The following is an 11,240-nucleotide window of genomic DNA, read 5'->3' on the forward strand; positions in this document are numbered from 1 at the left end:
CAAGGACAAGGCAATGTTGTCGGAGCAGAGACGCCAATCGATCCTGGGTGAGGTGCAACGCAGCGGACAGGTTCGCATCAAGGACCTGTCGGACGAATTTGGCGTGTCGGAAGTCACGGTGCGCTCCGACCTCGAGATACTGGACCGCAAGGGACTGCTGACCAAGACCCGTGGAGGGGCGGTGACCCGTACGACGGATTCGACCACGGCCGCGTTCGCCCGGCGGATGCAAACGAACCTCGATGCAAAGAAACGCATCGCCCGGGCAGCGGTGGACCTGTTCGAGGACAACCAGTCAGTCATCTTCGACGGCGGCTCGACATTGATGCAGGTTGCCATGCTGTTACCGCCGCTCAGCAATGTCGTGGTCGCGGCCACGGCGATGAATATCGTGCAGCACCTGATGCATCGGCCCGGGCTCGACGTTCACATGATCGGCGGCCGGGTCTATCCGGACACGGTGAGCACGCTGATCACCGACGCCGACACCGCTCTCGGCGGCTTGGTGGCGCATCAGGTCCTTGTTGGAGCGCATGCGATTGACTCGTCACTGGATGTGGTCGACGTGAACGAAGACATGGCGCGAACGAAGCGAAACCTTGTGCGCATGGCCCGGCGCGTTGTCCTGCTTGCGGATTCGAGCAAATGGGGCGTCAGCGGAACCTCCAAGGCATTTTCGCTGTCGAGCGTCGATGTCGTGATCACCGACGATGGTCTTTCCGACCCGATACGCAGCCAGCTTGATAGGACCGGAGCCAAGGTGATCTATGCCTGACCTTGTCGCGGTCCCTGGCCGCGACGGAATATCTGTGGGCGCAAGCCCACGGGATCCGCATCGGCAGTCGGCCGTTTTTTCAGGTCTGTCATATTCTCCTCCCAGAGCTGGCAGCCTCCCGATTTCACACCAGCGTTTTCGCATGTTCTATAAAAAATTTACGCGCGTCAATATTTAAAACGTTGTATAGCGCTTTCCCGGCACGACGCGTTGCCGGCGCAGCGGATCCGGCAGAGCATGGCCAATAGGGAGGACCGAAAATGCAGGCAAAATCGGGGGAAAAACTCGGAATCGGTGTCATCGGATGCGGCAACATCTCGATGACCTATTTGCGCAATGCCGCCCTCTTCGGCGGCATCGAGCTGCGCGCCTGCGCCGATATTTCGGCCGACATGGCGGCGTTGCGGGCCAAGGAATATGGCATCCGAGCACTCGGCGTCGATGCGCTGCTGGCCGATCCCGAGATCGATCTCGTCCTCAACCTGACCATTCCCGCCGCACATTTCGACATTTCGTTTTCGGCGCTCTCAGCGGGGAAACATGTCTTCACCGAAAAGCCGCTGGCGATTTCGGCCAGCGACGGCCGCCGCCTGGTGGCGGAGGCGGCCAAACGCGGCCTGCTGCTCGGCTCGGCGCCGGACACGTTCCTCGGAGCCGCCGGGCGCCGCGCGCGCCGACTGATGAATGAAGGCGCCATTGGCCGCCCGGTTACCGGCACCGCCTTCATGATGGGACGCGGCATGGAGCACTGGCACCCCAACCCGCAGTTCTACTACCAGCCAGGCGGCGGCCCGGTGTTCGATATGGGCCCCTATTACCTGACCATGCTGGTCAACCTGCTCGGACCGGTCGCGCGCGTCATGGCCATGGCGACGAAGGGCCAGGAGGAACGGCTGATATCAGCCGAAGGACCGTTCAAGAACACGACGTTCAAGGTCGGCACGCCGACCAATGTGCTGTCGCTGCTCGAATTCCGCTCGGGCGCCACCGTCACCTTCGGTGCCTCGTGGGACGTCTTCAAGCACTCCAACCACCCGATCGAATTGCACGGCACGGAAGGCTCGCTGCGCCTGCCCGATCCTGACACGTTCGGCGGCACCGTCTCCTTGTCCGAACGCGGCGCCGAGTGGAAGGATTTCGCCAGCGAAGGCGAGCTCTACGGCGCCCGCAACTGGCCCTACGCCGCGCCCGACCGCGCCAATTACCGCATGCTGGGTGTGGCCGATCTGGTGCGCTCGCTCACGACTGGTGCGACGCCGCGCGCGTCCGGCAATCTGGCGCTGCATGTGCTGGAGATCATGGAGGCGATCCTGCAGTCGGGCGAAATGAAAAGCTCGGTTGCCATTGCCGGCGATGTCGCCCAGCCGGCGCTGCTGACCGAAGACGAAGCAAGCAGCCTGCTCGCCTAGACTCGGATCACCGTTTCACCGAACGATGATCCTTGTTGTTTTGGCGCAATTGCGGACGGAAAACCGTTTCACACTTTTCCTGGAATGCTTCACGGAGATAACGATGACGCTCGACCCCGATGCCGCGCGCGCCCTCGAAATCGGCCGTGCAGCCGGCAGCGAACCATTCGAGCATGGCAGCGTGACTGCCGCGCGGGTAGCCTACAACGCTTCGTTCCCGGCGCAGCAGGGCGAGCACGAGCCAGTCGCATCAACCGTGCAGCTGACGGTCGACGGGCCGAACGGCCCGGTCACGATCCGCATCCACCGCGGCATCGGCGCGCCACTAACCGCAGCGCGCGCCGTGCTTTATCTGCATGGCGGCGGCTGGGTCATCGGCAATCTGGATTCGCACGACGAGATCTGCCGCTGGCTCGCCAATCTGGGCAATGCCATCGTGGTCTGCCCCGATTACCGGCTGGCGCCGGAACACAAGTTTCCCGCAGCGCTCGAGGATTGCGCGGCAGCGCTTCGCTTCATGGAGCAGAATGCCGGGGAGCTTGGCATCGACCCGGCCCGCATCACTGTGGCCGGCGACAGCGCCGGCGGAAACCTCGCGGCCGTGCTGGCGCTGCTCGCCCGCGACGGACTGGCGCCACCGCTCGCCGCCCAGATCCTGATCTACCCCAACACCGATGCCCGCCAGACGGCGGACAGCTACCGCCGTTTCGGCGACGGCTTCGGGCTCACCGCCGCCACCATGGCCTGGTTCCGCGACCACTATGTGCGAACGCCCGATGACATCGTTGACTGGCGGGTTTCGCCACTGCTCGCGTCAAGCCTTGCCGGCGCGGCACCGGCGTTTGTCGCCGTCGCCGGCCACGACATCCTTGCCGACGAAGCCACGGCCTATGCCGAACGCCTGCGGGCCCACGGCGTGCCGCTGCTCTTGCGGCAGTGGCCGGGCCAGATCCACGGCTTCGTCTCGATGGGCCGCCACATCAAAGCCGCGCGGCAAGCGGTGAGCGAGGCGGCGGCATGGCTGCAGTTGCAGATGCCCGATCAGGCCGATTGACGCATCACCAGGGTCGCTCCGAGCTTGACGTTGCGTGCCAGGCCTTGTCCGGGCGGATCGGCCTCGTCCAGCAGGGCAAGCAGGATCTCGACGCTGCGGCCGGCCATGGTGGCGAAATCCTGCGCCATCGTGGTCAGCGCCGGACAGGTGTAGCGGCTCAGCGGATGGTCGTCATGGGCGGCGACACGGAAGTCGCAATCGGGCCGGCGACCGATCTTCAGCCCGCGCGAAAAGGCAGCCGCCATGACGCCGAAGGCGAGACGGTCATTGGCGCAGAGCAGCGTGCGGGCCGGCAGGCCGCCATTCTCGAGCGTCTTGTCCATCCATTCATGGCCAATGCGCTCGAAATCCCAGCTGTAGTCGGCCGCCGCCTTGAGCACGATCGGCTCCAAACGAGTGGCTCGCATCGTGTCGATATAGCTCTGCAGGCGCTCGCGAGAATTGTGATTGACGTGCGGGATGTCGACATAAACAGGCGGTTCGCCGGATCGGCAGAGATAGTCGACGATGGTCGACGTGCTCTGGTGGTTGTCGTTGCCGACGAAGGGCGTGTCGCCCTCGATATAGGTGTCGAAATAGACGATCGGGATGTCCTTGCTCATCCGCTCGAAGACGCCGGGTTCGGAGACCGATCCGAGGGGAGCGACGATGGCGCCGGCGACCTTGAGCGACATCAGCGTCCTGACCGATTCCGCCTCCAGTTTCGGCGAACCGTGCGAGGAGATGACGATCGGCCAGAAACCTTCGTCGCGGCAGCGCAGTTCGATGCGGCTAACCATTTCGGCATAGAATGGATCGGTGAGCGCCGGCACGATGATGCCGACATTGCGGGTGCGTTTACGATTGAGGTTGCGGGCGAAAACGTTGGGCTGATAGTCCGACGACCGCAGTGCCGCCTCGATGCGCGCCCGCGTCGCCGGCTTCACGCTCGCCGGATCGTCGAAATACTTCGACAGGGTCGGCCGTGATACGCCGGACGCCCTGGCGAAATCATCCATCGTGCGGTGGGTCTTCTCCGCCATCGATATTCCAGGCCCCCTCGTCCTTGCTCGCCAACCCTTTTTCGGTCTGGCCAGAATCAGTCTTGCGGCCGTTGCCGTGAGGCAGCATTGCTTGACCGAATTTGTTCAGTCAAATTTTCGCGTTTGCAGTACAACGCAGAACCATTGCGCGCGTCAAATTATTTATTGACGCTCTTAAATCGGCAACCTAGGTTTTGCGCGCATGGCAACAGGGATGGCATTCAGCGACCCGCCGCCGGCGAATGGTGAGGAAATGAAGAAACTGGTTTGCGCCGGCGAGATCCTGGTCGAGATCATGGCCGAGCGGATCGGCCAGAGCCTCCTTGCCCCCGGGCCGCTGGTCGGGCCGTTTCCATCCGGCGCGCCGGCGATCTTCATCGACCAGGCGGCGCGGCTCGGCCAGCCGGCAGGGCTGATCGCGGCGGTCGGCGATGACGATTTCGGCCATTTGAACATCGAGCGCCTGCGTGCCGACGGCGCCGACATCTCAGCCATCAAGGTCCATCGTGGTGCAGCGACCGGAACCGCCTTCGTTACCTACGAGGCGGATGGCAGCCGGCATTTCGTCTACAACATCAAGCAAAGTGCCGCCGGCCTGATCGAGATCGGCGCCGAGGCGCGCGCGTTGCTGGCCGGCGCCGATCATTTTCACGTCATGGGCACCTCGCTGTTCTCGCCCGAGGTGATCGAGGTGGCGCGCAACGGGATCGAGGCTGTCAAGGCGCGCGGCGGCACGGTCTCCTTCGATCCCAACATCCGCAAGGAGATGCTCGATCTGCCGGGCATGCGCGATGCCTTGCACTTCGTGCTCTCGAAGACCGACGTTTTCCTGCCGAGCGGGCCGGAACTGTTCATCTTCGCCAAGGCGACCGACGAGGAAAGCGCGGTGCGCGAGATGCTGGGACGCGGCATTTCCACCGTGGTGGTCAAGAAAGGCGCTGACGGTGCCGTTCACTACGACCGGACCGGGCGGACCGTTTCGCCCGGCTTCGCCGTCGATGAAATCGATCCGACCGGCGCCGGCGACTGTTTTGCCGCCGCCTTCGTCTCCTTCTGGCTGCGTGGAGCGACACCTGAAAAAGCGCTCAGCATAGCCAATGGCTGCGGCGCGCTGGCGGTGACGAAGAAGGGACCGATGGAGGGCATCGCCTCACTTGCCGCCGTCGAAGCCTTCATCGAGACCGCCAAGACCGGAGCGCCGGCATGAGCCAGGCGACGGACAGGCTGGCGGCGATCGCGGCGCGTCGCGCGGCCGGTGAGCGCTGCGGCATTGCCTCGATCTGCTCGGCCCACCCGCTGGTCATCGAGGCGGCGCTGCGCCATGGCAAGGCGCGCGGCGCCGACGTGCTGATCGAGGCCACCTGCAACCAGGTGAACCACGAGGGCGGCTATACCGGCATGACACCCGGGGATTTCCGCCGCTTCGTCGAGGCGATCGCCGGAAAGGCCGGCTTCCCGCTGGACCGGCTGGTGCTCGGCGGCGACCATCTCGGTCCCAATCCGTGGAAACACCTGCCGGCAGCCGACGCCATGGCGAAAGCGTCGCGCATGGTCGACGCCTATGCGGAGGCCGGCTTCACCAAGATCCATTTGGACACCAGCATGGGCTGCGCCGGCGAAGGCGCCGCACCGCCAGACGCGACGATTGCCGCGCGTGCGGCCGACCTGGCCGCGGTGGCGGAGGCCGCCACGGAACGAAAAGGTGCCAAGCCGGTCTATGTCATCGGCACGGAGGTGCCGGTGCCTGGTGGCGCTCTTGAGGCAATGGACCATCTGGCGGTGACGACACCGGAGGCGGCACGCGAGACGGTGCGCATCCACCGCGATGCTTTCGCCCAGCGCGGCCTCGACCGGGCTTTTTCGCGGGCGATCGGCGTCGTCGTGCAGCCGGGTGTCGAATTCGGCAATGCCGACGTGATCGCCTATCAACCGGAGCGCGCACGGGCACTCGCCGGCACGCTGCGAGACCTGCCGCAATTCGTCTTCGAGGCCCATTCGACCGACTACCAGCCGGTGGCGGCACTGAGCGCGCTGGTCGATGACGGCTTCGCCATCCTCAAAGTCGGGCCGTGGCTGACCTTCGCGCTGCGCGAGGCGCTCTATGGCCTGAGCCACATCGCCGACATTCTCGCTCCCGACGCCTCGCGGGAAAGCCTGCCGGCGGCGATGGAGCGCGTGATGCTGACGGCGCCGGGCAACTGGAAGAATTACTATCACGGCACCGAGGCCGAGCAGCGGGTCGAACGGCATTTCTCCTACAGCGATCGTATCCGCTACTACTGGCCGGCGCCCGGCGCCCAACAGGCCGTGGGCGCGCTGATGCAGTTGCTTGGCGACCGCGACATCCCCTCGCCCCTCATCAGCCAGTATCTTGGCCGTCTCGGTGGTGCCGTGGCGAATGGATCCGTCGCGCCAAAAGCAGGGGACTTGCTGATCGCTGGCGTAACGGAAGTTCTCGACATCTACGCCAGCGCGACCGGCTGACCTGCGGGATTACGGCAGCAAGACTAGCGCACCCGTGGTGCGGCGGGCTTCCAGATCGCGATGCGCATCGGCGGCGTCGGCAAGGGTGTAGCGGGTCGGCGCCTCGACCCTGACCACGCCCTGCCGAAGCGCCTGGAAGAACCTGGCGACGTGCGGCGCGAGCTTTTCCGGCGTGTCGGTGTAATGCGCGTAATTGGGCCGCGAGAGGGTGAGCGATTTGGAGGCGAAGCGGCCGATATCCCAATTGCCGACCGGCCCCGAAGCCTGGCCGAAGCTGACGAGATGGCCGCGCACGGCAAGGGCCGCGAGCGAGCCGCCGAACGTGTCGTTGCCGACCGCGTCATAGGCGACATCGGCGCCCGCGCCATTGGTCAGCCGCATGACGGCCTCGGTGAAATTCTCACGGGAGTAGACGACGACATGGTGCGCGCCGAGACGCTCGACGATCCGCGCCTTGTCGTCGCTCGACACGGTGGCGATGACAGTCGCACCGAGGTGGCGCGCCCATTGCACCAGCAGCTGGCCGATGCCACCGGCCGCTGCATGGATGAGGACGATGTCGCCCGGCTGCACGGCGTGGACATCATGCAGCAGAAAACTGGCGCTGACGCCCTTGAGCAGGCCGGCGGCGGCGATCTCGTCCGGTACGTCGTCGGATAGATGAACCAGCAGTTCGGGCGCCATGTTGCGCCGCTCCGCATAGGCGCCGACCGGCGGACAGGCATAGGCGACGCGGTCGCCGGCAGAGAAGCCCGACACCGCCGACCCAACCGCCTCGACGATGCCTGCGGCCTCCATGCCCGGCACGCCAGGCGGCTGCAGCAGGTCGAAAAAGCCGGTGCGGCAATAGACATCGATGAAATTGACGCCGATCACCGTGTGGCGGAGCCGCACCTCGTTCGGCGCGGGTTGTGGCAGGCCGATTTCCCGCAGTTGCAATTCTTCCGGGCCGCCATAGCGCTCGACCACGATCGCACGGGTCGTTGCGGTCTGGCCCGGCGCGAGCATTGGGGCGGCACGCGGCATCTCCACGGATGGTGGCGACGCGACCCGAAGCGTCCTTGTCTCGACCGGCGAGCCTGTGCTTCTGCTTCGCAGAAGATTGCGCACCGCCGTAAAGCCAGCCTGATAGATGCCTTCGGTGACCAGCTTGACCAGTTCGTCGCGGCGATGCGCCGGCGGGTGGAATTCGGAATTCCATTCCCAGAAGGTGGCGTTGCCGTCGGTCACCGGCTTCAACCGCAGCGAGGCGACGTAACCCATCAGCGGCAGCGGCGCTTCGAGCAGGCAATAGCTCAGCCGCCGGTCCCTGTCGGACAGCGCCAGCAATTGCTCGCGCAACTCGCCGCCGTCGTTCAGCCTGAAGTGGCGCACGGAGCCGACCGCATCGACCGGCTCGCCGCCCTCGATTTCGCTGAAGGCGATCGCCGGATGCCAGCGGTCATGGCCGTTGAAATCGCGCAGGATCGCCCAGACCTCGTCGACCGGCGCATCGATGATCGTGCTCTGGCGGACCTGGACCATCGGCCGGCGTCAGCGCCCGAACCGGTGCTTCAGCGCGGTCAAGCCGGCCTGGAACACGCCATTGCCGATCTGCTGCATCAAGGCTGCCTCGCGATCCGGCGCGCAGTCGAACTCCGCCTGCCATTCGGCGAGCGTCAAATTGCCGTCGGTGATCGGCGTCAGCGACAGCGTGGCGACATAGTTCTCCACCGCCATCGGGCTTTCCAGGATCGCGTAGCTGCAGGACAGATCGTAATCGGACAGCGCCAACAGTCTTTCGCGGATGCGCCCGCCGTCCTTCAACGTGAAACTTCTGATGCAGCCGATCTGGTCGGGCTGCGCGTTCTGTTCGATGCGGCTGTCGGCAACGAACGGCACCCAGCTTGGCAATGCGTTGAAGTTGCGGACGAGTTTCCAGACTTCCGCTGCCGGTGCGGGAATGACAGAGGAGACATAGACCTTGGTCATGCTTGCGGGCCGGCTACGGGCATGGCAGTCCGCGTATGCATTGTCTCGCGCCGCGCCAGATCGACCCCCACTCCGTCGAGCTTTGCTCGACACCTCTCCCCCGATCGACGGGGGAGAGGAAGGGTGCGAACCGTCCACGGCGGGCTCCCTTCCTCTCCCTCCGGAGGGGGGAGAGGTGGCGCTGCAAAGCAGCGACGGAGTGGGGGAACCACTTGGCAATCATCGCGACCCGACGCAGCATGGCAATCAGGCGCAAGGCATCGTCTCGCACGGCCCAATGAAGCGCGAGGAAACACCGCCCTCACCTCAGTGATCGCGGTCGTCATCGTCGTCCTTGGCGGCCTTGCCCTTGCCCTTCTTGTCGCGAGTCAGGCTGGAAATATCCTTGGCGTCGCGCAGCACGTCGGTCATGCGGCCGAGCGAGCCGCCCTCGATGCCGATCTCCTTCATCAGATTGTCGATCATCGGCGCCTGCACGCGGTAGCGCAGCGCGGAATCGATCACCTCGTCGGTGACGTTGCGGTTGCCGCCGGCGCCGCCGTTGATGCCGTCGACATGCAGGATCTTGATGCCGTCGATCTTCTCCATCGGCTTGACGCTCTCGCGGATGATGCCTTCCATGTGGTCGAGCAGTTTGCCGCGCAGACGCCCTGCCCGCGCAGCCTCGGAAAGGATGTTCTCGGCCTCGTTGAGCTGGCGATGGCCAGCGGCATCGACCTCGTAGCGCTGGGCGGCGGCAAGGGCGTGGATCTTCTCGGCCTCCGCCGAAGCGACGGCGGCGATCTTCTGCGCCTCGGCCAGGCTCTTCGCCGCCTTCATCTCGGCATCCGCGGCGGAGACGATGCGCAGCGCCTCGCGCTCGGCCTCGCGTTGCGCGCCGATCAGGTCGGTCAGCTTGCGGCGCTCGGCGATCTCGCGTTCGCGGGCCGTAAAGGCCTGTTCCTCTGCCTGGACGGCCTTGGCGCGAACCGCTTCGGAAGCCGCGATCGCGGAAGAGCGTTCCTGCGTCTTCTTGGCGATGTCGATCGCCTTCTGGATCTCGGCGATCTCGATCTTCTGGTCGCGGTCGACGCCGAGCTGCCTGATGTCACGCTCCTTGATCAGCCGCGCTTCCTCGATGCCGCGTTCGGTTGTGATGCGGGCGCGCTCGACCTCTTCGCTGGCCGAAATCTCGGCCTCCTCGAAAGCCTGGCGCTTGGCGATCTGCAGCGCTTCCAGATGACGCTCGCGTTCGATACGGACCTCGTCGACGACGCGTTCCTGCGCGATGCGCGCCGTCTCGGTCGCCTGGTTCTCGACGATCTCGGCGCGGCGCTTCTCGGCCTCGGCCTTGGTCACTTCCAGCGCTTTTTCGGCCAGCGCGATCTGGCGCTCCAGTTCGGCGACTTCGAGCAATTTCTTGCGCTCGATCTCGAGCTTGCTCTGCGCGCCCTCGCGCTCGATGCGGGCCTTTTCCAGCGAGAGTTCGAGCGCGATCTGCTCGCGCTCGGTCAGCTCGCGCATCTTCATCTCGGTCTCGTCGAGCGAACGGCGGCGCGCAATCTCGCGGCGCTGCGTGTCCTCCTCGCTCTTGATGCGCTCCTCGGTGATGTTGCGCTCCTGGTTGAGCCGCGATTTCTCGACGGCTTCACGCGACGAAAGCTGCGCCTGCTCGGATTCCTGGTCGCGCAACGCACGCTCGATGGCGAGTTCAGACCGCTGCGCGGCGCGGCGGATCTCGACCTCGCGCTCCTGTTCGAGGCGGGCATATTCGGTGTCGCGGTCGATCTCCAGCACCTTGCGCTGGGTGTCGAGATTCTGGTTGCGGATATCGACCAGCGTGCGCTGCTCGATCTCGTTGCGCATGCGGCGGCGTGTTTCGATGGACTCCGTCAGCTGTGTCAGGCCTTCGGCGTCGAAGGCGTTGGATGGATCGAAATATTCGAGGCTGGTCTGGTCGAGATCGACGATGGCGACGCTTTCCAGTTCAAGCCCATTAGCGGCGAGCGACTCCTCGGCCAGCCGGCGCACCTTGGCGGCGTAGTCGCCACGCAGTTCATGCATCTCTTCCAGCGTCATCTGGGCGGCGACCGTGCGCAGGGCGCCGGCGAACTTGCCTTCCAGCAGCTCGCGCAGGCTGTCTGGCTGCAGCGTGCGGCGGCCAAGCGTCTGCGCGGCGGCGGCGACCAGTTCGCGGCTGGCGCCGACGCGCACGAAGAACTCGGCGATCAGGTCGACGCGCATGCGGTTGCGGGTGATCAGCGCAAGAGCATCCTCGCGCCGCACCTCGATGCGCAGGACGTTCATGTTGACCGGAGTGATGTCGTGCAGCACCGGGATGACGAAGGCGCCGCCATTCACCACCACCTTCTCGCCCATGAAGCCGGTGCGCACGAACGCCGTCTCCTTGGTCGAGCGGCGATAGAGCCACCGCAAGATGTAGACGGCGATCACCACGACGACCGCCGCAACGATCAGCCACAACAGGAAAGCGCCAAAGGTCTGCGCGTCCATGATCTATCCTCCCCAAGACGATGCGGCCGGCG

At 65.2% G+C, this 11,240-nt stretch carries 9 protein-coding genes; 5 read left to right on the forward strand and 4 right to left on the reverse strand.

Annotated elements, in window-relative coordinates; translation table 11 throughout:
• Positions 1–13 precede the first annotated feature (13 nt).
• The 3 genes from FJ978_RS15315 (at position 14) to FJ978_RS15325 (ending at position 3,238) form a co-directional block, all read left to right on the forward strand.
• Positions 14–775 (forward strand): DeoR/GlpR family DNA-binding transcription regulator, encoded by a 762-nt coding sequence (locus tag FJ978_RS15315; protein WP_023764767.1) that lies wholly within the window; start codon positions 14–16, stop codon positions 773–775.
• Between the two features lie 260 nt (positions 776–1,035).
• Positions 1,036–2,184 (forward strand): Gfo/Idh/MocA family oxidoreductase, encoded by a 1,149-nt coding sequence (locus FJ978_RS15320; RefSeq protein ID WP_140572767.1) that lies wholly within the window; start codon positions 1,036–1,038, stop codon positions 2,182–2,184.
• A gap of 103 nt (positions 2,185–2,287) precedes the next feature.
• Positions 2,288–3,238 carry an alpha/beta hydrolase gene (locus tag FJ978_RS15325; protein ID WP_140572768.1) on the forward strand — a complete coding sequence of 317 codons (951 nt, stop codon included), beginning with the start codon at positions 2,288–2,290 and terminating at the stop codon, positions 3,236–3,238.
• On the opposite strand, the gene FJ978_RS15330 is transcribed toward FJ978_RS15325, so the two are convergent.
• Positions 3,226–4,260, reverse strand: a complete 1,035-nt coding sequence (locus FJ978_RS15330) for a LacI family DNA-binding transcriptional regulator (protein ID WP_013896879.1) — start codon at positions 4,258–4,260, stop codon at positions 3,226–3,228. The genes FJ978_RS15325 and FJ978_RS15330 overlap by 13 nt on opposite strands.
• Positions 4,261–4,513: 253 nt before the next feature.
• On the opposite strand from FJ978_RS15330, the gene FJ978_RS15335 reads away from it, so the two are divergent.
• Positions 4,514–5,467 (forward strand): sugar kinase, encoded by a 954-nt coding sequence (locus FJ978_RS15335; RefSeq protein WP_140572769.1) that lies wholly within the window; start codon positions 4,514–4,516, stop codon positions 5,465–5,467.
• On the forward strand, positions 5,464–6,744 hold the full coding sequence (locus FJ978_RS15340; RefSeq protein WP_140572770.1) for a D-tagatose-bisphosphate aldolase, class II, non-catalytic subunit: 1,281 nt from the start codon (positions 5,464–5,466) through the stop codon (positions 6,742–6,744). The genes FJ978_RS15335 and FJ978_RS15340 overlap by 4 nt, the downstream gene beginning before the upstream one ends.
• A gap of 9 nt (positions 6,745–6,753) precedes the next feature.
• Here the strand turns inward: FJ978_RS15340 and FJ978_RS15345 are convergent, their stop codons facing one another.
• From FJ978_RS15345 to FJ978_RS15360, 3 genes are all read right to left on the reverse strand, one after another.
• Positions 6,754–8,268, reverse strand: coding sequence for an SRPBCC family protein (locus FJ978_RS15345; RefSeq protein WP_140572771.1), 1,515 nt, complete (start codon positions 8,266–8,268; stop codon positions 6,754–6,756).
• A gap of 9 nt (positions 8,269–8,277) precedes the next feature.
• Positions 8,278–8,715, reverse strand: coding sequence for an SRPBCC family protein (locus FJ978_RS15350; protein ID WP_140572772.1), 438 nt, complete (start codon positions 8,713–8,715; stop codon positions 8,278–8,280).
• Between the two features lie 306 nt (positions 8,716–9,021).
• Positions 9,022–11,208 (reverse strand): flotillin domain-containing protein, encoded by a 2,187-nt coding sequence (locus FJ978_RS15360; protein ID WP_140572774.1) that lies wholly within the window; start codon positions 11,206–11,208, stop codon positions 9,022–9,024.
• Positions 11,209–11,240: the final 32 nt, after the last annotated feature.

The sequence above is a fragment of the Mesorhizobium sp. B1-1-7 genome (assembly GCF_006442705.1).
GTDB lineage: Bacteria > Pseudomonadota > Alphaproteobacteria > Rhizobiales > Rhizobiaceae > Mesorhizobium > Mesorhizobium opportunistum.

Bases quoted from the DNA above. Each gene is read 5' to 3' on its own strand.
- FJ978_RS15315 (WP_023764767.1), top strand. From the start codon at position 14: ATGTTGTCGGAGCAGAGACGCCAATCGATCCTGGGTGAGGTGCAACGC.
- FJ978_RS15320 (WP_140572767.1), top strand. From the start codon at position 1,036: ATGCAGGCAAAATCGGGGGAAAAACTCGGAATCGGTGTCATCGGATGC.
- FJ978_RS15325 (WP_140572768.1), top strand. From the start codon at position 2,288: ATGACGCTCGACCCCGATGCCGCGCGCGCCCTCGAAATCGGCCGTGCA.
- FJ978_RS15330 (WP_013896879.1), bottom strand. From the start codon at position 4,260: ATGGCGGAGAAGACCCACCGCACGATGGATGATTTCGCCAGGGCGTCC.
- FJ978_RS15335 (WP_140572769.1), top strand. From the start codon at position 4,514: ATGAAGAAACTGGTTTGCGCCGGCGAGATCCTGGTCGAGATCATGGCC.
- FJ978_RS15340 (WP_140572770.1), top strand. From the start codon at position 5,464: ATGAGCCAGGCGACGGACAGGCTGGCGGCGATCGCGGCGCGTCGCGCG.
- FJ978_RS15345 (WP_140572771.1), bottom strand. From the start codon at position 8,268: ATGGTCCAGGTCCGCCAGAGCACGATCATCGATGCGCCGGTCGACGAG.
- FJ978_RS15350 (WP_140572772.1), bottom strand. From the start codon at position 8,715: ATGACCAAGGTCTATGTCTCCTCTGTCATTCCCGCACCGGCAGCGGAA.
- FJ978_RS15360 (WP_140572774.1), bottom strand. From the start codon at position 11,208: ATGGACGCGCAGACCTTTGGCGCTTTCCTGTTGTGGCTGATCGTTGCG.